The sequence below is a fragment of the Asaia sp. Ae19-3 genome, assembly GCF_059801175.1.
This window is the reverse complement of the sequence record NZ_JBCHWF010000001.1, coordinates 1977982-2002274: the sequence shown is the minus strand read 5'-3', so window position 1 is coordinate 2002274 and position 24293 is coordinate 1977982. Positions and strand designations below refer to the sequence as shown.

Annotated in this window: 22 protein-coding genes and 1 tRNA gene; 10 read left to right on the top strand and 13 right to left on the bottom strand. The window is 60.0% G+C overall.

The features are described from left to right. Positions 1 to 23 precede the first annotated feature (23 nt). The 4 genes from AAID99_RS08720 to AAID99_RS08705 all read right to left on the bottom strand — a co-directional run bounded on the left by AAID99_RS08720 (position 24) and on the right by AAID99_RS08705 (position 4103). The gene (locus tag AAID99_RS08720; protein WP_498493659.1) at positions 24 to 914 is read right to left on the bottom strand and encodes an AraC family transcriptional regulator; all 891 of its coding nucleotides are present in this window, start codon (positions 912 to 914) and stop codon (positions 24 to 26) included. 108 nt (positions 915 to 1022) lie between these two features. After that, the gene (mazG, locus tag AAID99_RS08715; RefSeq protein ID WP_264784126.1) at positions 1023 to 1811 is read right to left on the bottom strand and encodes a nucleoside triphosphate pyrophosphohydrolase; all 789 of its coding nucleotides are present in this window, start codon (positions 1809 to 1811) and stop codon (positions 1023 to 1025) included. An 83-nt stretch (positions 1812 to 1894) separates the two neighbouring features. Beyond that, on the bottom strand, positions 1895 to 2689 hold the full coding sequence (locus tag AAID99_RS08710) for a class I SAM-dependent methyltransferase (RefSeq protein ID WP_188426173.1): 795 nt from the start codon (positions 2687 to 2689) through the stop codon (positions 1895 to 1897). A gap of 37 nt (positions 2690 to 2726) precedes the next feature. Beyond that, positions 2727 to 4103 (bottom strand): amino acid permease, encoded by a 1377-nt coding sequence (locus AAID99_RS08705; protein WP_229719751.1) that lies wholly within the window; start codon positions 4101 to 4103, stop codon positions 2727 to 2729. Positions 4104 to 4170: 67 nt separating this feature from the next. Between AAID99_RS08705 and argC the strand changes: the two genes are divergently transcribed. The 6 genes from argC to AAID99_RS08675 all read left to right on the top strand — a co-directional run bounded on the left by argC (position 4171) and on the right by AAID99_RS08675 (position 11129). Beyond that, a complete protein-coding gene (gene argC, locus AAID99_RS08700) occupies positions 4171 to 5076 on the top strand; it encodes an N-acetyl-gamma-glutamyl-phosphate reductase (RefSeq protein ID WP_188426172.1) in 906 nt (301 codons plus the stop codon). Between the two features lie 246 nt (positions 5077 to 5322). Beyond that, positions 5323 to 7281: a sensor domain-containing protein gene (locus AAID99_RS08695; protein WP_188426171.1), complete on the top strand. Its 1959-nt coding sequence runs from the start codon at positions 5323 to 5325 to the stop codon at positions 7279 to 7281. Between the two features lie 57 nt (positions 7282 to 7338). Continuing rightward, positions 7339 to 7422, top strand: a tRNA-Leu gene (locus tag AAID99_RS08690). Between the two features lie 102 nt (positions 7423 to 7524). Next, the gene (locus AAID99_RS08685) at positions 7525 to 8685 is read left to right on the top strand and encodes a phosphoserine transaminase (protein ID WP_188426170.1); all 1161 of its coding nucleotides are present in this window, start codon (positions 7525 to 7527) and stop codon (positions 8683 to 8685) included. Then, complete coding sequence (locus tag AAID99_RS08680; RefSeq protein ID WP_188426169.1) at positions 8682 to 9827, top strand: ATP phosphoribosyltransferase regulatory subunit; 1146 nt, start codon at positions 8682 to 8684, stop codon at positions 9825 to 9827. Before AAID99_RS08685 ends, AAID99_RS08680 begins: the two co-directional genes overlap by 4 nt. 12 nt (positions 9828 to 9839) lie before the next feature. Then, positions 9840 to 11129: an adenylosuccinate synthase gene (locus AAID99_RS08675; protein WP_188426168.1), complete on the top strand. Its 1290-nt coding sequence runs from the start codon at positions 9840 to 9842 to the stop codon at positions 11127 to 11129. A 39-nt stretch (positions 11130 to 11168) separates the two neighbouring features. On the opposite strand, the gene ahpF is transcribed toward AAID99_RS08675, so the two are convergent. The 3 genes from ahpF to AAID99_RS08660 all read right to left on the bottom strand — a co-directional run bounded on the left by ahpF (position 11169) and on the right by AAID99_RS08660 (position 14479). Further along, complete coding sequence (gene ahpF / locus AAID99_RS08670) at positions 11169 to 12755, bottom strand: alkyl hydroperoxide reductase subunit F (protein WP_188426167.1); 1587 nt, start codon at positions 12753 to 12755, stop codon at positions 11169 to 11171. A 124-nt stretch (positions 12756 to 12879) separates the two neighbouring features. Further along, positions 12880 to 13443, bottom strand: coding sequence for an alkyl hydroperoxide reductase subunit C (ahpC, locus tag AAID99_RS08665; protein WP_498493658.1), 564 nt, complete (start codon positions 13441 to 13443; stop codon positions 12880 to 12882). A 217-nt stretch (positions 13444 to 13660) separates the two neighbouring features. Further along, on the bottom strand, positions 13661 to 14479 hold the full coding sequence (locus AAID99_RS08660; RefSeq protein WP_188426165.1) for an AraC family transcriptional regulator: 819 nt from the start codon (positions 14477 to 14479) through the stop codon (positions 13661 to 13663). A 111-nt stretch (positions 14480 to 14590) separates the two neighbouring features. On the opposite strand from AAID99_RS08660, the gene AAID99_RS08655 reads away from it, so the two are divergent. Further along, positions 14591 to 15478, top strand: coding sequence for an NAD(P)-dependent oxidoreductase (locus tag AAID99_RS08655; RefSeq protein ID WP_498493656.1), 888 nt, complete (start codon positions 14591 to 14593; stop codon positions 15476 to 15478). A gap of 6 nt (positions 15479 to 15484) precedes the next feature. Here the strand turns inward: AAID99_RS08655 and AAID99_RS08650 are convergent, their stop codons facing one another. The 3 genes from AAID99_RS08650 to AAID99_RS08640 all read right to left on the bottom strand — a co-directional run bounded on the left by AAID99_RS08650 (position 15485) and on the right by AAID99_RS08640 (position 18328). Beyond that, the gene (locus AAID99_RS08650; protein ID WP_498493655.1) at positions 15485 to 16108 is read right to left on the bottom strand and encodes a CPBP family glutamic-type intramembrane protease; all 624 of its coding nucleotides are present in this window, start codon (positions 16106 to 16108) and stop codon (positions 15485 to 15487) included. Positions 16109 to 16189: 81 nt separating this feature from the next. Continuing rightward, positions 16190 to 17104, bottom strand: a complete 915-nt coding sequence (gene rpoH, locus AAID99_RS08645) for an RNA polymerase sigma factor RpoH (RefSeq protein WP_188426163.1) — start codon at positions 17102 to 17104, stop codon at positions 16190 to 16192. A 240-nt stretch (positions 17105 to 17344) separates the two neighbouring features. Further along, complete coding sequence (locus tag AAID99_RS08640) at positions 17345 to 18328, bottom strand: RluA family pseudouridine synthase (RefSeq protein WP_188426162.1); 984 nt, start codon at positions 18326 to 18328, stop codon at positions 17345 to 17347. A gap of 33 nt (positions 18329 to 18361) precedes the next feature. On the opposite strand from AAID99_RS08640, the gene AAID99_RS08635 reads away from it, so the two are divergent. Beyond that, on the top strand, positions 18362 to 18718 hold the full coding sequence (locus AAID99_RS08635) for a hypothetical protein (protein ID WP_188426161.1): 357 nt from the start codon (positions 18362 to 18364) through the stop codon (positions 18716 to 18718). 27 nt (positions 18719 to 18745) lie between these two features. Here the strand turns inward: AAID99_RS08635 and AAID99_RS08630 are convergent, their stop codons facing one another. After that, positions 18746 to 20866: a hypothetical protein gene (locus AAID99_RS08630; protein WP_498493654.1), complete on the bottom strand. Its 2121-nt coding sequence runs from the start codon at positions 20864 to 20866 to the stop codon at positions 18746 to 18748. A 58-nt stretch (positions 20867 to 20924) separates the two neighbouring features. After that, positions 20925 to 21221: an ArsR/SmtB family transcription factor gene (locus AAID99_RS08625; RefSeq protein WP_188426159.1), complete on the bottom strand. Its 297-nt coding sequence runs from the start codon at positions 21219 to 21221 to the stop codon at positions 20925 to 20927. Between the two features lie 124 nt (positions 21222 to 21345). Here AAID99_RS08625 and AAID99_RS08620 point away from each other — a divergent pair, with 124 nt between their 5' ends. Continuing rightward, a complete protein-coding gene (locus tag AAID99_RS08620; protein WP_498493653.1) occupies positions 21346 to 22422 on the top strand; it encodes an alkene reductase in 1077 nt (358 codons plus the stop codon). Positions 22423 to 22512: 90 nt separating this feature from the next. After that, positions 22513 to 23385: a hypothetical protein gene (locus tag AAID99_RS08615; protein WP_498493652.1), complete on the top strand. Its 873-nt coding sequence runs from the start codon at positions 22513 to 22515 to the stop codon at positions 23383 to 23385. Positions 23386 to 23427: 42 nt separating this feature from the next. Here AAID99_RS08615 and AAID99_RS08610 read toward each other — a convergent pair whose 3' ends face one another. Next, complete coding sequence (locus tag AAID99_RS08610; RefSeq protein WP_498493651.1) at positions 23428 to 24177, bottom strand: YdcF family protein; 750 nt, start codon at positions 24175 to 24177, stop codon at positions 23428 to 23430. Positions 24178 to 24293: the final 116 nt, after the last annotated feature.

Genomic DNA, 24293 nt, shown 5'->3' with positions numbered 1-24293 from the left:
ACGGGCGCCTCTCGGGGCGCCTGTCATTTGAGCGGCAAATACAGTTCGGCAACTGACTTGTGCTCAGGCACTTCCGGGAAGAACGCGATACGCTGGCAATAGAGCGGAAAACTGCGCGTCTCTTCCCCGCTTTCCGGCAGCCACTGCCGATAGAGTTCTGAGGCGGCCTCTTCCAGATGGTCAATTATGCCGGTGACACGCAACACCGCGCAGCGCCCCGCGGGCAGGCTGCTGATCTCAATTGCCTCATCAAAAGCAGAAATCGCTTTGTCTGTGCCGACGCAAAGCCCGACACGATAATGATCTGGCGGTGTCGTTTCCGGGTCGTCAGGGAACAGCGTATAGGTGGCACTGTTACGCGGGGTCAGGCCATTGGCACGGCGCCAGGCGATAAAGCGCTGTATGGTCTGCCCGAGCCCCTCTGGCGCCCCCTGATGGGTCATGACCGCAATGCGTGTTGCAGCGACCTCCCGGATGGTGACGGCATCGAGCGTATAATGCTGAGTCATCAGGGTGCTTCTTGCGACATCAAGTGCCGTGCAACTCGTCTCCCACGCGGCCCAGTCGGGGGTCTTGCGGAAGGAAGAGGGGATCTGTCCCGCACGAAGGCGAAAGGCGCGGGAGAAAGCCTGCGGTGTTTCATATCCGGCCTCAAGCGCAATCCGCGTGATGCTTTCACTGCCATAGGCAAGCCGGGTGGCAGCGCGTTTGAAGCGTGCGAGCTGGATATAGCGATGCAGAGTGAGGCCAAAAAGCGCCCTGAACTGTCGATGGAAATGGGCGGGTGAAAATGACGCCACGGCGCTGATTGTGTCGAGATCGAGCGCTTCGTCGAGATGGCTGTCGATATGGTCACGCGCCCGACGCATACGGGCGAGGTAATGAGAGCGGGCTTTGTCATCGGCATCGGTCATGGGGCCATCCTGCGAAAGGGACGCCTCTTTTGAGCAGGTTCTGCCGCGCGCTGCGTGCCCGATCCTGCTTTTTTCTGCGGTGCCGATGCCCCCCGTTGAGATCGGTCTTCAGCTGGCTTTTGCCTGGGCAAGCCTGATCTTGACCTCGCGCCAGAGCGCTTCCTGCGCGGTAAGGTCAAGATCGGCAAGAGTGCTGCCGGTTTCGGCCAGAACGGATTCCATGGTCTCGATACGCCGGGTAAACTTGGCATTGCCCTGCCTGAGGCAGGCTTCCGGGTCGAGACCGAGCTTGCGGGCCAGGCTGGCGACCGTAAAGAGCACGTCGCCGATCTCATCTTCGAGACGGGTCTTGTCGCCAAGGGGGAGTTCGGCGCGTACTTCTTCAAGCTCTTCGTTGATCTTTTCGAGAACCTGCTCGGGCGTATCCCAGTCAAACCCGACGCGTGCGGCGCGTTTGCCCAGTTTCTCGGCCCTGATCAGGGCGGGCAGGGCAGGCGCGATACCGGCAAGAAGCCCATATTCCGCCTTTGCTGCGCGCTCGGCCTGCTTGTTACGCTCCCACAGATCGGCATCGAGTTCGGCTTCGGCAAAGACATGAGGATGACGACGCACCATCTTGTCGCTGATCTGACGCGCCACTTCTGCAAAATCGAACCGTCCCGCCTCTTCGGCAATTCGCGCCTGATAGACGACCTGAAGCAGCAGATCGCCGAGTTCGTCAGGAAGCGCCTGCCAGTCTTCCCGGGCGATCGCATCCATGACCTCATAGGCTTCTTCTATGGCGAAGGGGGCAATGGTTTCGTGGGTCTGGACCCTGTCCCATGCGCAACCTGTCTGCGGGTCACGCAAACGGATCATGATGGAGAGAAGGCGGTCGAGTTCTTCTGCAGCGTTCAAGACAGGCTCCGGTCTCGGAATGGACGACGCAGATTATAGGCCGCGCCCGTTCCGCAGGCCACCTGCCCTGGAAGGGTTTCGGCTCAGTTATCGTGATCCTGCTTCAGAGGCTTCTGGAATTTCAGCACAACCTGATCGGTACGCCCGCGGATCGACTTGTCGAAGACCGGCAGGGTGTGGGTATCGTCAGGGTTGCGCAGCGCAGGGCTGCTGGTAACGAGACGGAAACCGGCCGACTCAACCTGCTTGACGATGAGATCAGGGTCGATGCGATGCAGTGTTGTGGGGGCGGTAGTGCCTGTGCCAGCCAGGGCAACATGGTCGATCACCATAAAAATCCCCCCCGGCTTGAGAGCCTGATAGATCGCCTGATCCATATGCAGTGCTGTTGCAGGCCCCATCCCGCCATAGACGTCATGGTAGTTCTGCGAGGTCCAGACGAGGTCGAGGGGCTGGGCCACCTTGAAATCGACGATCGGTGTGACAACCACCGAGACATTTCCAAAAGCAGGATTGGCGGCAATGGCCTGTGCCATTTGCGGTATCTGCGGATGGCGCGCCACCATCTCGGCGGGAATGACCGCATAGACATGGCCTGACGCGCCGAGTTCAAGACTGAGCAGCCGGGTGAAGTAACCGCTACCGGGCATCAGATCGGCAACTGCCGCGCCCTTGGGCAGCGGCGTGAGGGCGAGCAGATCGAAAGGCTTGCGCTGGGCATCCTTGGCGCGATCGGCATCGGGGCGGGCAGGCGAGGCCAGAATTGCAGCCGATGGCAGTGCCGTCGCCGCGTCAGACGCACTTTGCGCATGCACTGCGGCGACTGGCGTCAGGGCCAGCCCTGTCAGGATGAGGGCGAGGGTGGAACGAGGTATCATACCGGTCATCCTGAGAAAGGGGAAACGGAACTCTGGCTTATCTGCCTTTGCGGCACAAGGCATACAGCCCAAGGATGGCCGCAACGCTGACGAGGCTGGCGATGATGGTCTGACGTCCGTCCGCCTGTACCAGCATGGCAATGACCACCAGACCGATGGCTGCAAGCGTGCCAAGATTGAGCACTGTGCCGAAGGGCAGGGTGAAGACGCGGTTCTGCGGGTCGGCCAGACGGAAGACGCGATGGGACGACACGATCAGCCCGTAGATCAGCAGCATGACCGCGCCGGTTGCGCCAAGCAGAAAGGCGAAGATCAGCTTGGGAGAAAGGATCGAGCAGAAGGCGACCACAAGCCCGATAAGGCTCGAGAAAGTGACGGCGCGCTGAGGCACATGGCTGCGCGACAGGGTTGCGAACCATTTGGGGGCGTCGTGCAGTTCCGCGAGGCCCAGAAGGGTGCGCGACGTGATGTAGATGCTCGAATTCAGACAGGAGAGAATGGCTGTAAAAACCACGATCTGCATCAGGGTTGCCGCGCCGGGTACGCCGATATGACGCATGACGGTCACGAAGGGCGAATAGCCGGGTTCGATCGAGGTCCATGGCACGAGCGTCAGGATGAGCACGACAGAGAGTAGATAGAAAAGCGTGACACGCACGCCGATGGTGCGGGTCACGCGGGCAAGGTTTTCTTCCGCATTCTCTGATTCCGCAGCAGCAACCGTCGCGGATTCAGAGCCGATCATCGAGAACAGCACGGTCGGGACCGTTGCGAGAATGGCTCCCCAGCCATGCGGAAAGAGCCCATCGTGGTTGAAGACATTATGAATAATCTTCGGATGCGGCCCGACGAAATGGCTTAGGCTGAGCAGGCCGAGCGCGCAGAAGGCAATAATGGTGGCCACCTTGATGAGAGAAAGCCAGAATTCGCATTCGCCGAATACGCGCACCGAAACGAGATTGATCAGGTTGACGGCGATGATGAGAAAAGGCGCCAGAACCCAGACGGGCAGATTGACCCAGTCCTGCATGGCGATGGCTCCGCCAATGGCTTCGGCGCCGATCGTGACTACCCAGAACAGCCAGTACAGCCAGCCGGACAGGAACCCTGCCCAGTTGCCATGAGCCGTGCGAATGCAATCGATGAACGTGCCGATACCGGGACGCGCCAGCAGCATCTCGCCCAGCATGCGAATCACGATGACAACCAGAAGGCCGGTGCCCATATAGGTGAGCAGGATGGCAGGCCCGGCAGCAGCGATAGCGGCAGAACTGCCTATGAAAAGACCCGCGCCGATGACACCGCCGAGGGCAATCATGGCAATATGGCGGTCCTTGAGCTTGCCACCATGCAGGAGCGGTGGCTCACCTACTTGAGAAAAACCTTGGGGTGAAAGTTTATCTTTATCCATCATGCATTGGACAAAGCCATGTAAATGCTTACTTCGTCCAGATGGAATATTTTAGTGAGGGAATGAATTGATGACACGGGTCTTCATCGACGGTGAGGCAGGAACGACCGGGCTGGGCATTAGGGACCGCCTGCGCGCCCTGCCAGTCGAGGTTCTCTCCATCGATCCTGCAAAGCGCAAAGACCCGCAGGCACGCCTCGAGATGATGCAGGCAGCCGATATCGTTGTGCTGTGCCTTCCCGATGATGCAGCGCGCGAGGCAGTGGCACTGGCTGCCGGTCTCGATAATGTGAAAATCCTTGATGCCAGCACCGCTCATCGTGTGGCGGCAGACTGGGAATATGGCTTTCCCGAACTCGACTCGACTCAATCCGACCGTATCGCTTCGGCCCGTCATGTTGCCAATCCCGGATGCTACCCGACCGGTGTGATCGGGTTGCTGCGTCCTTTGGTCGATGCCGGACTGGTGCCTGCCGATCACCCGATCACCATCAATGCCGTCAGCGGCTATAGCGGTGGCGGTCGCAGCGAGATCGAGGCCCATGAAGCGCATGGTGGCCCCGCTTTCGAATTGTACGGGCTCGGGCTCGAGCACAAGCATGTGCCCGAGATCATGGCGTATGCGGGCCTGAAACGCCGTCCGCTTTTCGTGCCCTCGATCGGTCATTTTGCGCAGGGGATGATCGTCTCGATTCCGCTGCAGCTGGCCGATTTGCCGGGCTATGTGCGCGTCTCCGACATTGAGGCTTGCCTGCGCGCCTATTACAAAGGATCGGACTACGTCTCTCTGGCTTCGGCCGATCTAACCCGTCTCGACGCCGCAGCTCTGGCCGATCGCGACGAGATGGCGCTGCGTGTGCATGGCAACGAGAAATGGCGGCATGTGCTGCTGACGGCCAGCCTCGATAACCTGGGCAAGGGCGCTGCTGGTGCCGCTTTGCAGAACATCCGCCTTATGGGGGGCATCAAAGACTGATCGGTTGAGGCAACCGGAAGAGAACTCCCGCGATATCAATATGTTGCCTGATGCGGGAGATATTTCCCAAAGAGTGGGTGCGTTGGTGTTTTTTTTACGGTATGTCGCGGGTAGCGCAGTGAAAACAAGGCGTTAATCGCCACGTGGTGGCGCTTCGGAAGTTACGTTCTGGTCATCAATCCAGACCTATAGTCCCTAAAGGCTTTCTCTCGGGCGACGGGTCCGGTTCGAATGGGTCGAAAGGGCATGGCGCATATGAGAGGAGTGACTGGGCAGACAAGACCGGATCGCGCCGGGCATGTGCTCGACTGGCTCCCTCTGCTCGTCTGCCACGTCGAGGCCGATGGGAGAATCTCCTATCTCAATCGCAGCTGGGAGCGGTTTTCCGGAATCGATCCAAAATGCGGCGCCGTTGTCTGGACAGATCTGCTTGAAAATCCGGGACAAGTTTCGTGTCTGCCCGAACATTGCCAGGCCCCAACAAGCTGCTCTGTTCACAGCAGCGTGGCGCTCAGGCATCCAGGCGGGGCGCCGGTCAGGACGGATCTGCACTGGCAGAAAATGGGTGGCACGGAGGGGGGAGGCTGGATTTTGTTTTGTCACCCGGAAACCGACTTTCCTCTTCTTCTTCCAAGCCTTCCCCAGGGTGAAACGCCAGAAGCTCCTTCGGCCAAGGCGATATCTGGCGTCCAGATCGATACTGGGCTGGACACGCTTCCCACGCGCCCTGAGCTGTTTCAGCCTCGGGTGAGCAGTAGCCTTGGTTCCGAACCGGTCAACGCGAAGCATTCCGTCCGCAGGAAAAAGAACGTGTCATCTGTTCTTGCGGCTCAATCCGCCTCTTATACGGCGCGCAGGGCTTTTCGTACGCTTAGCCGGGAGATGGCGGCCCGGGTCGATGCGCGAGAGGGAAAGGACGGTCTGACCGGGCTTTTGGACCGCCAGGCTTTCGACACTCGCCTCGAGCAGTCGATGGCTCTGGCTGTGACAGAGGGGCGGGCTCTCGGGTTTCTGATCGTCGATATCGATTATCTGGGCGATCTGAACGATCTCTACGGGCGCGATGTTGGTGATCAGGTGCTCAAGCTCGTTGCTGACCGGCTCAGCCTCGTAACTGCGCATGAAGGCGATGCAGCGCGTACGGGTGATGACGAGTTTTCAGCGCTTCTGACAGGCGAGGTCTCCGCATCGACCTTGGCCGGTCATGCCCAGGCCCTGCTCAGTTTCATCGATCTGCCACTCAGGCTTGGCAACAGGCAGGTAAGGTTCGGCCTCAGCATCGGTGCGGCGCTTTATCCCCAGGACGGCGAGGGGGTCTCGCAACTGAGGCAGGCAGCCCTGCTCGCGCTCAACGATGTCAAGGCGCATGGAAGGGGCGGTTTTCGCCTCTACCATGCAGGCATGGCGCAGCGCGGCAATGGCGTGACTGCCCAGACCAATTCTGTGCGACAGATGCTGGATCAGGACCAGATTTACCCCGCCTATCAGGCAAAAGTCAGATTGTCCGACGGTCACATCACGGGGGCCGAGGCCCTGATGCGCTGGCATGGACGCAGCGATCTCCCCAGCGGTCCTGACGCCTTTCCAGAGATTTTCCGCAATTATGATCTGGCGAGCCGTGTTTCGGCGCGTGTGCAGGAATGTGTTTTCGAGGATATCGCCCTGTGGCGCAGCGCGGGGCTCATGCCGCCGCCGATTTCGATCAATGTCGCGCCGGTCGAATTCATGCAGGACGATTACGCCGAAAAGCTACTGGCGCGGCTCGATAGTCACGGACTGTCTGCCAGACTGATCGAGCTCGAACTGACCGAGCATGTTCTCTACCAGAACAGCGAGCATTATATTCATCGTGCTCTGGCGCTGTTGCGCCGGGCAGGCGTGCGGATCACGCTCGATGATTTTGGTACGGGCTATTCGTCTCTCGGCTTCCTGAGAGATTTTCCCGTCTCGTCCATCAAGATCGATCGCAGCTTCATTCGCAAGATCTGCTCGGAATCATCCATGGAGGTGATTGTCGAGGCGATCATTCGTTTTGGTGAGGCGGTATCGGTCGATGTGGTGGCCGAGGGGATCGAGACCGAGGCCCAGCTTGCCCTGTTGCGCCGCATCGGTTGCCCTACAGGTCAGGGCTTTCTGTTTTCATCTCCGGTCGCTTCAACAGGGTTTGCGCGCCTGCTGGCCGGGTCGAGGCGTTTCGATTTGTGATCCTGCCGGGTATCCGTTGCCTTTTTTCCTGAACCTCGCTAACAATTCGCCCATCATGCGAGAGTGACGGAACGGTAGACGTAGTCGGCTCAAAATCGACCGCCGCAAGGCATGGGGGTTCGAATCCCCCCTCTCGTACCATATTTTTCATCGAAAACATGCTATTGACCGGGCCATGACTTGCGCCTTTGGGCCTGCCTCCGGCATATCTCGCGAACTTTCTTTCAGTTTGCCGGACTCATCATGCCCCAACGCCCTGTCAGAAAACCCGCCCGACCGTTCTTTTCGTCAGGCCCTTGCGCAAAGCGCCCGGGCTGGACGCTGAACGCGCTCGATGGCGCGCTGCTCGGGCGGTCGCATCGCGCGCCTGAGGGCAGGGCGCGGCTCAAGGAAGTCATCGACCGCTCGCATAGCCTGCTTGAGGCCCCGGGCGACTGGAAGATCGGGATCGTGCCTGCATCGGATACCGGTGCCGTCGAAATGATCCTCTGGGCCCTGGCGGGCGAACGCCCCGTCGATGTGCTGTCATTCGAGAGTTTCTCCGGGCTCTGGGCGCAGGATCTGCGCGACGTGCTCAAGCTCGACGCCTTAACGGTGCATGAAGCGCCTTATGGGGCGCTGCCTGATCTATCGGCGGTCGACTGGTCGCATGACGTGGTCCTGACCTGGAATGGCACCACTTCTGGCGTCTGTGTGCCGGGGGCAGATGCCATTCCGGCGCAGCACGACGGACTGGTGATCTGCGATGCGACCTCGGCAGCGTTTGCCATGGACCTGCCATGGGATCGTCTCGATGTCGTGACCTGGTCGTGGCAGAAGGCGCTGGGCGGAGAGGCTGCTCATGGCATGATCGCGCTCAGCCCCCGTGCTGTTGCCCGGCTCGAACAGGCCTCGCCACGCCCGCTTCCCAAGATCTTTCGCCTCACCAACAAGAAGGGGCTGATCGACGCGATCTTCTCGGGCGACACGATCAATACGCCCTCGATGCTGTGTGTCGAAGATGCGCTGGACGGGCTGAGATGGGCCGATGCCATTGGCGGTCTCAAAGCGCTCAAGATTCGCTCCCGGGCCAATTTCGAGGCCGTTGCGCGCTGGGTCGCGCAGACCGACTGGGTGGAATTCCTTGCCGCCGAGCCCAGCCAGCGTTCGACCACGTCGATCTGTCTGCGTATCGTCGCCCCCTGGTTTGCCGAACAGAATATCGAAAACCAGCAGACGATCGTGAAGACTCTGACTGGTCTGATTGCGGATGAAGGGGCGGGTTTCGATCTCGCCTCATATCGCGACGCGCCGCCGGGCCTGCGGATCTGGGGTGGAGCCACGGTCGAAACTGACGATATCGAGGCGCTTCTCCCGTGGCTCGACTGGGCCTATGAAAGCGTCAGGATGGAATACAGCGTATGAAACTGACCGACGAGCCCGATACAGCCCTTCTCCCCTCGGGGTTTATCGACCTGCTGCAGCACGAAGCTGAGGCCGAGGCGCAGGGGATCGAATCCGTGATGGAAGTGTTCGCCGCTCATGGCTATGAGCGCGTACGCCCGCCCTTGCTCGAATTCGAGACATCGCTGCTGCATGGTGCCGGTCAGGCGCTCGAAGAACAGACTTTTCGCCTGATGGATCCGGAATCGCGTCGTATGATGGCGCTGCGCCCGGACATGACCACACAGATTGCGCGCATTGCCGCAACGCGTCTGGCGGCAACGGCACGCCCGCTGCGCCTCTCCTATGCCGGGTCATGCATTCTGGTCGGTACGCCAGGCCGTGAAGGCCAGCGCCAGATCAGTCAGGCCGGGATCGAGCTGATCGGTGCCGATTCCGTCGAAGCCGATTGCGAAGTTGTGCTGATTGCCGCAGAGGCGCTCGAGAAGCTGGGTGTCGAGGAATACTCCTTCGATCTCTCCTGCCCGGCGCTGGTTCAGGCACTGGTCGGCCTGTCGGGATATACAGGGGCCCGTCGGGCTGCGCTGGTGCATGCGCTTGATCGCAAGGACATTGCTGCTGTTGCCGAGCTTGGCGGGCCGGTGGCTTCGGTGCTGACCGCCCTTGTCGAGGCATGTGGTCCTTCGGATGCGGCACTGGCCATTCTCGAGACGATCGATCTGCCTCCTGAAATCAGGCTGCACGCCGATCGGCTGGTCGCCGTTGTGCGCGCCCTGCATCTGCGTGCGCCGCAACTGCGTCTGACGGTCGATCCTGCCGAATTTCGCGGCTGGCAGTATCACACCGGTATCTGCATGACCGTTTTCGCCAGAAGCCAGCGTGAAGAACTGGGGCGTGGCGGACGGTATCAGGCACAGGGTGAGGAACCGGCTTGCGGTCTCACCTTCCGTCCTGAAATCCTGCTTCGTGCCGCCCGGCCGATCGTTCTGCGTCCGCGCGTCTATGTGGCCGCTGAAATGCAGGACTCAGCTGGCGCGGCCCGCCTGCGCGCAGAGGGCTATGCCACGGTAGCCGGTCTCGACACCGTCGATGATCTGCCTGCCGAGGCCCGTCGCCTCAATTGCACTTTCATTTTCGTCGCTGACGAACTCATCACGCTGTAAAGGGATAAGAGCATGTCCAACGTCACCGTCATCGGCACCCAGTGGGGTGACGAAGGCAAGGGAAAGATCGTGGACTGGCTGGCCAGCCGTGCGGATATCGTCGTCCGCTTCCAGGGCGGTCACAACGCCGGTCATACACTCGTGGTGGGCGATCAGGTCTACAAGCTCTCCCTGCTGCCTTCCGGCCTCGTACGCGGCAAGACCGGCGTCATCGGCAATGGCGTGGTGGTCGATCCCGAAGCGCTGCTGTCCGAAATCGACCGCGTGTCGGCCCAGGGGCTCGTCGTGAATCCCGAAACGCTCTGGGTGGCCGATAACGTGCCGCTCATCCTGCCGCTGCATGTTGCGACAGATCGCGCCCGCGAGGCTGCGCGTGGCGATCGAAAGATCGGCACGACCGGCCGTGGCATCGGCCCGGCCTATGAGGACAAGGTAGCCCGTCGTGCCATCCGGCTGTGCGATCTGGCCGAGCCTGAAACGCTCGACTGGAAGCTCGATGAACTGCTTCTGCATCACAACACGCTTCTCGCGGGTCTGGGTGCTGCGACCTTCACCAAGCAGGAAATTCTCGATCATTTGGCAAAGCTTGCGCCGCGTGTGCTGCCTTTCGCCTGCTCGGTATGGGAGCGGCTGGATGAGGCGCGTCGTGCTGGCCGTCGCATCCTGTTCGAGGGCGCGCAGGCCGTCATGCTCGATGTCGATCATGGCACCTATCCCTTTGTGACCAGTTCGAACACCGTTGCCGCCGTTGCGGCCAGTGGCAGCGGCGTCGGTCCGGGAACGGTTGGTTTCGTTCTGGGTATTGCCAAGGCCTATACGACCCGCGTGGGTGAGGGACCGTTCCCCTCCGAGCTTTTCGACGATGTCGGCCAGAAGCTGGGCGAACGCGGGCGTGAATTCGGTACCGTAACGGGCCGTCCGCGTCGCTGCGGCTGGTTTGATGCCGTGCTCGTTCGTCGCGCTGCCCGTGTGGGTGGTGTGAACGGCATCGCGCTGACCAAGCTCGATGTGCTCGACGGGTTCGAGGAAGTGAAGATCTGTGTCGGTTATGAACTCGACGGCCAGACGATCACGTCCTTCCCTTCCAGCCCCGCTGCCCAGGCCCGTCTGAAGCCGGTTTTCGAATCCATGCCCGGCTGGCAGGAAACGACTTTCGGTGCGCGTAGCTGGGCCGATCTGCCTGCTGCTGCGATCAAATATATTCGCCGTATCGAGGAACTGATCGAGGCGCCGGTCACGCTGCTCTCGACCAGCCCCGAGCGCGACGACACTATTCTGATGCGCGATCCTTTCGAGGATTGAGACGAAAAAAGCGGGCCGAAAGGCCCGCTTTTTTTATGTCTATTCCGCGGCAGCGGCGATTGGTGCTGCCGAAGGCAGTCGGATCAGATAGTCAAAGGCTGACAGGCCGGCTTTTGCCCCTTCGCCAGTGGCGACGATGATCTGCTTGAACGGCGTCGTCGTGGCATCTCCGGCGGCAAAAATGCCGGGAACGGAGGTGGCGTTATGCGTATCGACAACGATCTCGCCGCGATCGCTCAGCACCACGCTGTCCTGCAGCCATTCGGTGTTCGGCACCAGACCGATCTGGACGAAAATCCCTTCCAGCGCGATCTTGTGCGGCGTGCCCGTGGGGCGGTCACGATAGGCCAAAGCTGTGACGCGCGTGCCATCGCCTTCGACCTCGGTGGTCTGGGCATTCATGATGACGCGGACATTGGGCAGGCTGAACAGCTTGTCCTGCAGCACTGAGTCGGCACGCAGCACATCGGCAAATTCGAGCAGCGTCACTTCCGAGGCCAGGCCGGCAAGGTCGATCGCCGCTTCGACGCCACTATTGCCACCACCGATCACGGCCACACGCTTGCCCTTGAAAAGCGGGCCGTCACAATGCGGGCAATAGGCGACCCCCTTGTTGCGATACGCTTCTTCACCCGGCACGTTCATGGCGCGCCAGCGAGCACCCGGTGCCAGAATGATCGAGCGGCTGCGCATCACGGCCCCGCTTTCGAACCGGATTTCATGCAGGCCGCCCGGCTCAGCCGCAGGAATGAGGGCTGAGGCGCGCTGGCCCGTCGTGATGTCCACCTCATAGCTGCGCACATGTTTTTCCAGTGCCGCAGCCAGCTTCGGCCCTTCGGTTTCCGGCACCGAGATGTAGTTCTCGATGGCCATTGTATCTAGCACCTGACCGCCGAAGCGCTCACCGACGATGCCTGTGCGGATACCTTTGCGGGCATCATAGACAGCCGCCGCTGCACCGGCCGGACCGGCGCCCACGATCAGCACCTCGAAAGGCGCTTTCTCTGAGAGCTGTTCGGCCTTACGCGAGGCCGAGCCTGTGTCGAGCTTCGAGATGATGGCCTCGACATCCATACGACCAGAAGCAAAAGGCTCGCCATTCAGATAGATCTGCGGCACGGTCATGATATTGCGCTCGGTGACTTCCTTCTGGAACAGCGCGCCGTCAATCGCCGTATGGTCGATAGCCGGGTTGAGCGCGGCCATGGCGTTGAGTGCCTGCACGACATCCGGGCAGTTCTGGCACGACAGCGACATGTACGTCTCAAAGCGCAGCGGGCCTTTCAGGCTGCGGATCTGATCGGCTGTTTCCGCCTCGATCTTTGGCGGATGGCCACCGATCTGCAGCAGGGCGAGAACGAGTGACGTGAATTCATGGCCCATCGGAATAGCCGCGAAACTTACCGCCTCTTCGCCGTCTGTCCGACGGATGCGAAAAGCGGGTGCGCGCGGTGCATCCGGAACCAGCCTGACGGTGATGCGGTCGGAAAGGGCTGCGATATCCTCGACGAGCGCGTGCATTTCCTGTGACTTGGCGCTGTCATCGAGCGAGGCTTCAAGCGTGATATCGTGGCGCAGATTGGTCAGATAGCTGCGCAGCTGGTCCTTGATCGTCGTGTCGAGCATGGAATTCTGTCCTGAAAAGAGGCGACGGGTGAAGCCCCGGATTGCGGGGCGTGCGCGAGGCACGCCGCGCCGCAATCTCTGTGGCGCCGGAAAGTGAAAGAGGGCGTGGTGTCGTAAAAGCGGATCAGATCTTGCCGATGAGATCGAGCGAGGGCGCCAGTGACTGATCGCCTTCTTTCCACTTCGCCGGGCAGACTTCGCCAGGATGGGCGGCGACATATTGTGCGGCCCGGATCTTGTCGAGCAGTGCGGTCGCGCTGCGTCCCACCCCGCCCGAGGTGATCTCGATATACTGGATGCGCCCCTCGGGGTTGATCAGGAAGCTTGCCCGGTCTGCAACGCCAGCCTCTTCGATCATTACGTCGAAATTGCGCGCAATGGTGCCTGTCGGGTCGGCGAGCATGACATAGTCGATCTTGCCGATGGCTGGCGAAGTGTCGTGCCATGCCTTGTGAGTGAAATGCTTGTCGGTCGATACCGAATAGATTTCCACTCCCAGCTTCTGGAGTTCGGCGTAGTTGTCAGCCAGATCTTCAAGTTCCGTCGGGCAGACGAAGGTAAAATCAGCCGGGTAGAAGAAAACAACGGACCATTTTCCTTTGAGGTCCTGATCTGAAACGGTCAGGAAATTACCGCGGCAATAGGCGTCGGTTGAAAAGGGACGAATGGATGAGTCTATTCTTGCCATGAACCTGTCTCCGAAAAATCTTGATCTCAGTGAGAGCAAGGTCACCCTGTCATGGCGCTTTATTAAAGCAAAACAGATCGTTCTGATTTGTGTGATAGGGAAATCTTTTCAATGGAACGCTGTTGCGCTCTTCTGAAGAGCGCCATGGCGGTGGATGGTTTGGCTGGGGCTACCTGACTGGATCATGCCGCGACAGGCGGGGCGTCGCGGCATGGCCTCACCCGGATGTTCGCTTGTCGTCAGGGGGAACAGCCTGCGCTACCGCAAACCGGCTGGGTCGGCAGCCGGTGCTGCGTCTGAAGCTGGCCGAAAAGGCACCGATGCTTTCATACCCGACTGCAAGCGCCACATCGGTCACGCGCTCGCCACGCGCCAGTCTCTGCTGGGCGTCGATCATGCGTCTTTTCTGCAGCCAGACGGCAAAGCCAGCCCCGGTATCCGCTCTGAAATGCCGGACGAAAGAGCGCAGCGACATGCCGGCAAGCGCCGCCCATTCGGATTGGGAGCGTCTGTCGCCGGGTGCCATTTCCAGATGGTCGGTCACACGTCGCAGTCGTGGGTCAGAGGGGATCGGCAACCCGGAAAGGCGTCGAGGCAGGGCGATCCACTCATCCCAGAAGCTCTCGGCCAGACGTGTTGTGACGAGGCTGGTCGTTCCCTCTTGAGTGGTCTGCGCAAGGCGCTCTGCCTGGGCATTGAGAAGAGGCGTGCCTTCGGCAAGAAAAGGCGTGTCGGGCAGGTTGGTGCAGCGGCAGGGATGGAGATAGAGCGTCCATCCGGCCATCGCGCCATGTGAGCGGGCTTCATGAGGCAGATCCGGAGGCAGCCATAGCACCTGCCCCGGGCCGACCGACCAGCAGGCTCGGTTTGTCCGAAACACCATCACGCCGCTTGCAAGGCCCAGAATCTGCCCGCGCGCATGGTGATGGCGTGGTGCGATCCGCCGCGTGTCCTGCGTGAGGCTGCCACCATGCAGCCAGAACCTGGAATCGTCGCGAGCCGCGTCAGGTGGGGTGATGAAGAGATTGGCGCACATGAGTCGATCTATGGCGCAGAGGCGCAAGAATGCCAGAGCGCAATCCGATAAAACCTTCCTTGGCGCATGATCTTACGCATCTGAAGCGTCGGCGCAGCAAGGAGACACGCCATGGAAATCGGGTTTATCGGATTGGGCGCCATGGGTCAGGCCATGGCCACCCGCCTTCTGAACGAGGGGCATAGTCTGAGCGTCTGGAATCGGACATCCAGCAAGGCAGATGCGCTCGTTGCCAAAGGAGCCTTTCGGGCAGAGAATCCTGCCGAAGTGGCGCGCCGCTCGGAGATCGTTTTCTCCATGCTGTTTGACGATGCCACGACAGAGAGCGCGACATTCGGCGATCAGGGCATTGCCGAGGGCCTGCGCGAAAACGGTCTGCATATCTGCTGCAGCACGCTTTCCCTGGCGCAGGCAAGGCGCCTGCGTGACGGCCAATTAGAGCGCGGGCAGGCCTATATCAGCGCAAATGTTCTCGGTCGGCCACCAGCGGCCGCAGACGGCTCTCTTTTCATCATTGCTTCTGGCGCTACCGATCAGATCGAAAGGGCCAGCACGCTCTTTGCCTGCCTTGGGCAAAGAACATTCAATGCAGGTTCCGATCCGGTCCAGGCCAATCTGGTCAAGTTATCGCTGAATTTCATGATCTATTCCACGATCGAGCAGATGGCTGAGGTGTTCACAGTCAACGAGAAGCTGGGCACCGACCCTGGTCTGGTGTTCGAGATCATGACCAACAGCTTCTACACAGCCCCGGTGCACCGGAACTACGGCAGGCTGATGATTGATCGAAGCTACGATCATCCGGGTGCTCCTGTCACGCTGGGCCTCAAGGATGTGAAAATGTTCCTCGAAGCCGGGGGCGAGCAGGGCGTCCCGCTGCCTATCGCTTCGATCATGCGTGACCGTCTGATCGGGGCCATCAGTGCGGGGGATGCAGAGCGCGATTTCGTGGTGCTGCAGGAACGTGTGCGTCAGGAGGCAGGGCTTAAGCCGGGGTGAACGCCATCAGCCATGGTGCCAGGCAGCGCCGGTATAGAAAAACCGCCCCATGCCGATGGTGAAGATCAGGCATCCATAAAGACTATGCTCAAGACAGGAGAGGCGCAGGGAGCGATGGCGCTCGTAGTCCATCGCGAAAAGCGCCCCGCCAGCCACCGTCAGGACGATGGCAATCCAGTTCAGAAAAATGACATGGGCAAAGCCGAAAGCGGCGGCGCTGGCGGCAATGCGCGCCGGGGCCGTGCGCAGCACGGGGGCGTAACGGGTAAACAGAAAGGCGCGATATAGCATCTCTTGTGGCCAGACCGAGAGCAACGGGTAGAGCAGCAGGATCAGCAGCCAGAATCCGGGTCTGTGGCGCGGTAGGTCGAGAAAATGGGTCGGCCAGAACCACCACGCACAGAATGTCAGGACTGACCCAAGCAGGCCAAAGCGCAGAAGGATCGCCTTTACTTCCCGCCCTGGCTGGTGAGGGTGAGGCAATTGATGGCGCGTTACGAACAAGGCCAGAAGGGCGCCAAGCCACAGGGCTGCGAACAGAATGCCCGGTCGTCTGAGAGCCAGAACGACGAGGGGACCGCCAGCAAAAAGGGCCAGCATTTCAGCCCAGAGCAGAGCCCTCCAAGTCACGCGGCCGGATCTCGGCCAAGGTAACTCAGCTCAAGGCGAGAGGCGGGCCACCAGCTTTGTCGGTGATGCCCCGCCCTCATCTCAATTGGTCACAGGATCGCGAAGCGAAATGCCTTCGTCCTGACGGCGACGCAGCTCGACTTCAGCTGCCATGGCCTTTTGCAGTTTCTCGAAGGCGCGTGCCTCGATCTGGCGGATACGCTCACGCGAGACGCCATATTCGTGGGAGAGCTCTTCGAGCGTTGAAGGGTCATCCTTCAGACGGCGCTCGGTCAGGATATGACGCTCACGCTCGTTAAGGGATTTCATGGCTTCGGTCAGGAGCGCCTGACGGCCGCTCATTTCCTCGGCTTCACCCAGAGTGGTTTCCTGGCTCTCCTGATCATCGACCAGCCAGTCCTGCCACTCACCCTCGCTATCGCTGCGAAGAGGGGCGTTCAGGCTGTGATCGGGCGCAGAGAGACGCTGGTTCATCGACACCACATCCTGCTCGGGTACACCAAGCGTCGTGGCGATCTTGTCGACCTGTTCCGGCTTGAGGTCACCGTCATCAATGGCCTGCATCTGCCCCTTGAGGCGACGCAGATTGAAGAACAGTTTCTTCTGGGATGCTGTGGTGCCCATTTTCACAAGCGACCAGCTATGCAGGATATACTCTTGCATCGCCGCGCGGATCCACCACATCGCATAAGTAGCGAGACGGAAGCCACGGTCAGGATCGAAGCGTTTGACTGCCTGCATCATGCCGATATTGCCTTCACTGATCAGTTCGTTCAGCGGCAGGCCATAGCCACGATAGCCCATGGCGATCTTGGCGACGAGACGAAGATGAGAAGTGACGAGCTTGTGGGCTGCGGCATCTTCCTCATGGTCGCGCCAGCGACGGGCGAGTTCGCCCTCTTCCTGCTGGGTCAGGATAGGGAATTTACGGATTTCCTGAAGATAGCGTGTCAGATTGCTCTCAGGACCAAGGGACAAAACGGCGGAAGAGGCCATTGGGCTGCAACTCCTTTCGCCCGGTGCAAAGTGGAACACTATCTACGGGGCGTGCCCGTCAGAGTTCCCGTCACCGGGTGACGCTTGGTTAGGGAAGGATTTTCGTCCCCGCGCAGCACCCTCAGCATGAGCGATGCCAGGCGGTACGTCCATTCCGGCGGCGCGTCACTTCGTCGGATTGACTATGAGCAGATCATACCCCGTTTTTGCTGTCAAGAAAACGTACCACATTACTCCTAATTAACCCCCACGCAGGGTTCGCAGCAGACCCTGAAAATCCTCAGGGGGTTCGGAGGTAAAAAGCAGCGTTTCCTTCGTGCGTGGATGGGTAAAGCCAAGCCGTGCCGCGTGGAGCGCCTGACGGGGAAAATCGAGCGCTGCGCGGCGTGCGGTTTCACCCAGCCCCCGCGAGGCTGCGGGAATGCGTCGCAGATAGACCGGATCGCCCAGAAGCGGATGGCCGGCCTGGGAAAGATGAACCCTGATCTGATGCGTTCGCCCGGTCGCAAGCTTGCAGCTCACCAGGCTAACAGCCGCGTCGAGGGCCTCAAGGCAGCGCACATGCGTCAGGGCATGTTTGCCGCCCTGGGTCACTACGGTCATGCGTTTGCGATCACGCTTGTCACGTCCGATGGCGCCATCATAGCTGATTTCCGACGGCAGAAGCCCCCAGGCGAGGGCAAGATAGGAGCGGTCGATATCGCGCGCGGCGAAGGCTTCCGACAGTGCGTTATGGGCCATCGGCGTCTTGGCGACGACCATCAGCCCTGAGGTATCCTTGTCGAGGCGATGCACGATTCCCGGGCGCTTTTCGCCGCCGATACCTTCAAGATCATCGCCGCAATGGCCGAGCAGCGCATTGACCAGCGTGCCGGTCTCGTTGCCGGGCGCCGGATGCACGACCAGCCCTGCCGGCTTGTCGAGTACGATCAGATCGCGATCTTCAAAAATGATGGGCAGGGCGTGGTCTTCGGCCTGGGGGCGGGCAGGGGCAGCCGGTGGCACGATAAGGGTGAATTGCCGCCCTGCTCTGGTGGTTTCCGAAGGCTCGCGTATGATGGCCCCATCGCAGAAAACCTGCCCGGCTTCGATCAGGGATTTGACGCGCGAGCGGGAGAGGGAACCGATGCCATCGGCCAGAAAACGGTCGAGGCGCTGCCCCGCCTGTTCAGGCGTCACGATGAAATCGAATCGGGTGGGCATGTTGGCGCTGGCATCGGTCATGCGCCCCTTTAGCAAACAGGATCGTCTGTCGCCATGGATACGCCTTCGCCCAAGGTTTCTCGCACACTCATGGCGGCTGTCATTATCATGGGCGTGCTGATCGTTTTGGGTACGGCAGGCCTGATCGGGGTGATCGTACATCGCGCCATGGCACCGGGGCACCACCAGCCGGTGATGGCTGCACAAGGTTCTGCTTCGGTTATGGCCGCCGCTCATGCCCCGGGAGAAGCCCCCCGCTTCATCTATGGCGGGGGTGGCCGGATTGTTGCTGAAGCCGTCAGGCCGGACGGGTCTGTTGCAGTACAGATAAACGGGCCTCAGGGCGACCGGATCGTGATCTGGAACCCGGAAAGCAACCAGGTCACGGCACAGTTCACCCTAACCCCCTGATCGCTTTCAGGGCGGGCATTCGCATGCTCAGGCGGGGCGCCCCAGCAGGCGGGCATGGTCCGGGTTAATGTCCAGCCTGGTGAAAACGGGGTCCATGTCGACAATGCCTTCCCAGGCGCCAAAGCTTCTTTTGTCCATGCCGACATGATGCGGCATAATCACGATGGCCGGATCGTCATCCATGAAACGAATGCGCAGGCTGTTCCATCGCGGGGCGATGTGGCGATGATAAACCGCTGACAGGGCGCATTGATCGACGCACCAGTTGGTGGGATTTGCCGAGCGATAGGCCTTCACGAGGTAGTCGTGTAGCGCCTGTGCAATCACCGGCAGATGATCCGTCTCGCCGAAATAGGAAACGCCGGCACCAAAGCCCCATGGTTCGCCAAAATACTGCTGGCCGGCCCTGTCGAAAGCATAGAGACGAAAGCCATAATCGAAATCCGACTGCAGCGTCGCAATGAGATCCGGAAAATCTGACGGGATCATCGCGTCTATGTCGAGCGTCAGAACGGGGCATGATTGACGCTTCACAATCTCCGGCATGAGCAGATAACGCAGGCTGGCGTAACTGGCACCGTCAGGATGGGTCAGCCGCCCATGGGCAAAACTCAGCGCCAGAGAACTGCCCGACGCCGCCAGCGAGGTGCTGCACTGGGTCAGGAAATCCAGTTGTTTACCGGTAGGGCTTGAGAGGCCGAGCACGAGATGAATGCGGGGAGGGGTAGGTGCCTTCTCCAGCGCATTGATCAGGGATGCCAGAAGCTTGGGCACGAAGCGAAAATACGCGGCGTCGCATCCTGCGACGAGGCAAAGCTGCGGCTCAGCCGAATTGGCGGCATGATGCCACTGCCAGTTATCGACGCTGAGGGGCTCGGGCTCGGGGGGACGTTCTGTATCGGTCAGCCATGAATAGGCACCGCAGTTGAAGTGGATGAAGCTGAAACCGTCTTCGATGGCACGCAGTCGGGCCTGATCGTAGCAGGCATCTGCTGCTTCCCACGCGCCTTTGAGCCAGTGATTGTGCCCCTGAATGACCAGCAGCGCGTGTGAGACACCATTCAGGCGCGCTTCCTGGGCAAGAAAGCCCTCACGCCCGGCTTGCGGGCAGGCGGACCAGGCCTCTTCCAGTGCATGATAATAATCCGCACGAAGGTGATAATCGGCATCGGGGGGGAGCTTGCCGGGCATGAGGGCCAGATCGAAAGCCCCGTCGAACCTTGCCTGAAACAGCGTTCCTGATCCGTGCAGTAACGACCGATGAGTGAGGCTGCCTGCAAGGATTCGAGCGGTATGATCGGCGATGGCAGCCGTGTCGTGACGTGTCCCGGCCGCCCTTGTGAAGGCTTCACCCAGAAGCTGAGCTGCTTTCTCATCGTCGTCTGCGGCTGCCGCCACGATCGAGCTTGCCCAGAGGCGATCCGCCTCATTCATGGCACCAGACAGGGCCTGAAGGCAGAGATCGGCTTCATCGAGAAGGCCCAGCAACGTACAGAGGCGGGCAAGATAATAGAGATGGGCTGGATGATCGGGCTCAGCGAGCGTCAGTGTAACCTGTCGTGCCAGTTCTGGCCATTGCGCCCAGATTCCCTTTCGCCCTGTGTCTCCTTTTGCCAGAGCCGAGAGGACGGCAGAGAGGGCTCGACCGACCATGGCATTCGGCCAGGGGCGCAGAGGGTGTGGTATTGACGGGTGATGTATTGCCCCATCGAGCTCCATGGTGAAGCCGCGCGGGTCACAAGGCACATCGCCGATTGATATTTTGAAAGAGTCGAGGCGGGGTCGGATGATGCGCGTCTGATCGTCCAGCCAGCGCCGGGAGGTAAGGGCATCGAGCGTCTCGAGCGTCTCGAGAGGCACAGGCAGATAATGCTCCCAGTCGTCGCAGGCATCGCTCAGGCGCATGTTGTTATCAGGGTTGGCAGTCAGATAGGTCTGCCCCGCGCGAAGCGCGACGACGCCTGCAGGATCGGACACGACATCGGTATCGACCGTAAGTGAACAGGGCCCTTCGACCATCTCGTTGCACTGGCTGGCAAGGACGGGGCGTGCGCGCCCGCTCGCGACATCTGGCAGAGGGGCACAGAAAAGACGGGCCTCCTCGTGACAGAGGATCGTGCCGTGCCAGGAAAGCAGGAAACGGGGCATTCACTCGGGCCTTTCGCGCCTGGGCGCCTGTTGTTCTTATTATGGGGCTGGCAGGCGCTTATCCCGCCAGAATGGCCTCCATGAGGCCAGGAAAGCGCAGATCGAGATCTGCTTTACGCAGCGAGTTGAAATGCTGCACGCCCTGGATGCGCGTATGCAGCAGGCCGCTCTCCCTGAGTACCTGAAAATGATGCGACATGCTCGATCGGGGGCGATCACCAAGCAGTGCAGCGCAACTGGCTTCGGGAACCGAACCGAGGTGCTGAACGATTTCAAGACGGATCGGGTCGGCCAGACCGCGCAGGACTCCCAGCAGGGTCAGGCTTTCCGAAGCGGGGTGGTCATAGTCAGCCATCGGCGTCGTCCGGTTCCAAAAAAAGCGGGGGAGGGGTTGTCTTGAGACAGACGCATCCCCATTCCTGATATTGTTCGATCAAAGTCGAATTAAACCCCCCACGGGTTCATGAGGACACAGCATTATGACAACTCTGTTCGATCCGATCCAGCTTGGCGCTATCGACGCGAAGAACCGCATACTCATGTCGCCGCTGACGCGCGGCCGCGGTACACGCGAGCACGTGCCGACGCCGATCATGGCCGAGTATTATGCGCAGCGTGCCACAGCAGGACTTATCATCTCCGAGGCGACGGGTATCAGCCGAGAGGGGCTTGGCTGGCCTTACGCCCCAGGCATCTGGTCCGCCGAGCAGGTAGAGGCATGGAAGCCGGTCACCAAGGCGGTGCACGACAAGGGCGGCAAAATTGTCGTTCAGCTCTGGCATATGGGGCGTATGGTGCATTCCAGCGTGACCGGTCAGCAGCCTGTCTCGAGTTCGCCCACTTCCGCGCCAGCCCCGCTTCATACCTATGACGGCAAGCAGGATCCCGAGCAGGCGCGAGCGCTGACGAAGGATGATATCACGCGTATTCTGGGCGAATACGAAGTCGCTTCGCGCAATGCGATTGAGGCCGGGTTCGATGGCGTGCAGATTCACGCCGCCAACGGCTATCTGATCGACGAATTCCTGCGTGACGGCACCAATCATCGTGACGATGAGTATGGTGGTTCACCCGAAAATCGCATTCGCTTCCTGCGTGAAGTCACCGAGCGCGTTATTGCGACGATCGGAGCAGACCGGACTTCGGTGCGCCTTTCACCCAACGGCGATACGCAGGGATGCATCGACAGCGCCCCTGAGTCCGTTTTTGTCCCGGCGGCAAAGACGCTTAATGATTTGGGAATCGGCTTCCTCGAACTGCGCGAACCCGGCCCGAATGGGACTTTCGGCAAGACAGATCAGCCAAAACTGCATGGGGCGATCCGAAAGGTATTCAGGAACCCTCTGGTCCTGAATCAGGACTATACCAGAGAAGAGGCGATTGAAACCGTAGCAAATGGTACGGCAGACGCTATCGCCTTTGGTCGTAAATTCATTGCAAACCCTGATCTTCCTCGTCGACTAGAGGAAAATCTTCCTATCGAGCAGGATAATATCAAGACCTGGTACAGCAGGGGTGAAGAAGGATATACAGATTATTCTTTTTATAACGAATGATGACTCTCGCCTGATCCTGCCTGCAGGACATTGACGAGGCGCAGCCATTGAGTTTCAGGGAGATACATTTTGTTTCTCTCTGGAACGTCCATGCGTAAACTCTTTGGCTTCGCAGTCTCTCTTGCGTCCTGTCTGACTGTCTCGACAGCGCTTGCTGATCCGCTTCCGGTTGTTGCGGTCAATCGCGAGGTTGGTCTCTCGATGGCAGGCATTTTCGACAATCTCGTTGGCGGCTATGGTTCACAGTCTCAAACGACTGGCAGCCAGTGGTATCGCCCATACAACTCCAGCTCGCAGTCCCGCTTGCGGCGTATCGGCTGGGTTCCCGGCTTTCAGCTCGATGCCTCGGGCATGATCGATCTGAGACGCGTCAAAAATGTGTATGCCTCAGCACTTTTTCGTCTTGGATCGGGAACGCGCAACGATAAATACGCCCATAGCTACACCTCCTCCTACGGTCAGGATTCCTGGCGAGTGGGCGGCGGAGATGATGCGCGTTCGACCTATACACGTGGCGAGATCGGCAAAGGGTTTCTGTTCCTGAATGACAAGGCGCTTGTCACGCCTTTCGTGCAGGGAGGTTATGACAGTTACGGCTACTCGTCTTTTGGGGGGCAAAACGCGTTTTTCGTGGGCCTTGGCCTGAATGCCGATTATGCCCTGACCGATCGACTTGTTCTTCGTGGTCGTTTCGGTTGGGCCGAGATTCTCAATACCACGACTTACCGTGTGAGCAGATCAGCTACTCGCCCGCGTTGGGAAGGTGGTCTGGGTGTGGATTACCGTATGACCCGCCATTGGCATCTGACCGCTGGAGGGGACTACGCCTATACCTCTTACGGTCATGACTCAGATCGCTATAGCTATCGGAATGTCGTTGATGGTCTTGTTACTGAGAACGCTACATCCAGCGGCATACAGAATGGCCTGACCCTGCGTGCAGGTCTGGCTTACGCCTACTGAAAACCGCTTGGGGGACGCCTGATCGCGTGCCCCCCATCCGGATCAGCGGCCAGACTGGCCGCTGAAAATTTCCGCCAAAGCTTGATGCTGCACCAGAATATCCTGTGGTACCTCGACATGGCCGATAAAGCCTTTGCCGTTCGGACCATAGCCCTCGGGCGTATCATGCAGGCGGGGAATCTCGCCAAGCAACAGGGACAGATAGCGCTCTTCCGTCCATGATGTTGTTGTCAGTGCCTCTCCGAGCCGTGGCACAAAGGGGGGAGAGGAAAAGAAGCGTGTCTGCTTGTCCTGCCAGACATGGCGAAACGTCGCTTCGGTACGTCGCTGAAGCAGCGGATCCTGGATCAACTCGATATGGTGGGGCGCAAGACCGAGCTCCTCCAGCGTGTCGCGCGTGAAAGCAGCATTTTCGCCCGTATTGGTCGAACGGGTTTCCAGAATGATCTGATCGCGTGGGACGAGGGCGTCGGCCGTGATGAGACGCGAGACCAGCTCGGCTTCTGAAAGTCCCGCAAGGGCGGATGGTGCGCAGTCCAGCCTCGCAGCGAGAGCGGCCATCAGAGGCGGGGTCGAATGTCCGACGCCTCCTGTTATCAGCAGAAGGCAGCCATGATGGCGGGCAAGGCTGGCAGCATGATCGACACAGGCGAGAACGCCATTACCGGCAAGGCAGATGAGGTCGATCCTGTTTGGAGCGTCATCCACACTGGTCAGGGCCAGAAACTCAGCGATGCGATCGGCACGCGCCCTGACTTCAGGGGTATAGAGTTCTGCAAACCTCTCCGACATCGCGATCCCTTTATTTTGGCTCTTTCCCCTCGCGAGGGGCGGCGCACTCAGGGCAGTGATGTGTCTGATTGCGCCCGGTATTCAGTCTGGGAACAGTATTGCCGATGACGGGGATG

Bases quoted from the DNA above. Each gene is read 5' to 3' on its own strand.
- AAID99_RS08720 (WP_498493659.1), bottom strand. From the start codon at position 914: ATGACCGATGCCGATGACAAAGCCCGCTCTCATTACCTCGCCCGTATG.
- AAID99_RS08710 (WP_188426173.1), bottom strand. From the start codon at position 2,689: ATGATACCTCGTTCCACCCTCGCCCTCATCCTGACAGGGCTGGCCCTG.
- AAID99_RS08705 (WP_229719751.1), bottom strand. From the start codon at position 4,103: ATGATGGATAAAGATAAACTTTCACCCCAAGGTTTTTCTCAAGTAGGT.
- argC (WP_188426172.1), top strand. From the start codon at position 4,171: ATGACACGGGTCTTCATCGACGGTGAGGCAGGAACGACCGGGCTGGGC.
- AAID99_RS08695 (WP_188426171.1), top strand. From the start codon at position 5,323: ATGGCGCATATGAGAGGAGTGACTGGGCAGACAAGACCGGATCGCGCC.
- AAID99_RS08685 (WP_188426170.1), top strand. From the start codon at position 7,525: ATGCCCCAACGCCCTGTCAGAAAACCCGCCCGACCGTTCTTTTCGTCA.
- AAID99_RS08680 (WP_188426169.1), top strand. From the start codon at position 8,682: ATGAAACTGACCGACGAGCCCGATACAGCCCTTCTCCCCTCGGGGTTT.
- AAID99_RS08675 (WP_188426168.1), top strand. From the start codon at position 9,840: ATGTCCAACGTCACCGTCATCGGCACCCAGTGGGGTGACGAAGGCAAG.
- ahpF (WP_188426167.1), bottom strand. From the start codon at position 12,755: ATGCTCGACACGACGATCAAGGACCAGCTGCGCAGCTATCTGACCAAT.
- ahpC (WP_498493658.1), bottom strand. From the start codon at position 13,443: ATGGCAAGAATAGACTCATCCATTCGTCCCTTTTCAACCGACGCCTAT.
- AAID99_RS08660 (WP_188426165.1), bottom strand. From the start codon at position 14,479: ATGTGCGCCAATCTCTTCATCACCCCACCTGACGCGGCTCGCGACGAT.
- AAID99_RS08655 (WP_498493656.1), top strand. From the start codon at position 14,591: ATGGAAATCGGGTTTATCGGATTGGGCGCCATGGGTCAGGCCATGGCC.
- rpoH (WP_188426163.1), bottom strand. From the start codon at position 17,104: ATGGCCTCTTCCGCCGTTTTGTCCCTTGGTCCTGAGAGCAATCTGACA.
- AAID99_RS08640 (WP_188426162.1), bottom strand. From the start codon at position 18,328: ATGACCGATGCCAGCGCCAACATGCCCACCCGATTCGATTTCATCGTG.
- AAID99_RS08635 (WP_188426161.1), top strand. From the start codon at position 18,362: ATGGATACGCCTTCGCCCAAGGTTTCTCGCACACTCATGGCGGCTGTC.
- AAID99_RS08630 (WP_498493654.1), bottom strand. From the start codon at position 20,866: ATGCCCCGTTTCCTGCTTTCCTGGCACGGCACGATCCTCTGTCACGAG.
- AAID99_RS08625 (WP_188426159.1), bottom strand. From the start codon at position 21,221: ATGGCTGACTATGACCACCCCGCTTCGGAAAGCCTGACCCTGCTGGGA.
- AAID99_RS08620 (WP_498493653.1), top strand. From the start codon at position 21,346: ATGACAACTCTGTTCGATCCGATCCAGCTTGGCGCTATCGACGCGAAG.
- AAID99_RS08615 (WP_498493652.1), top strand. From the start codon at position 22,513: ATGCGTAAACTCTTTGGCTTCGCAGTCTCTCTTGCGTCCTGTCTGACT.
- AAID99_RS08610 (WP_498493651.1), bottom strand. From the start codon at position 24,177: ATGTCGGAGAGGTTTGCAGAACTCTATACCCCTGAAGTCAGGGCGCGT.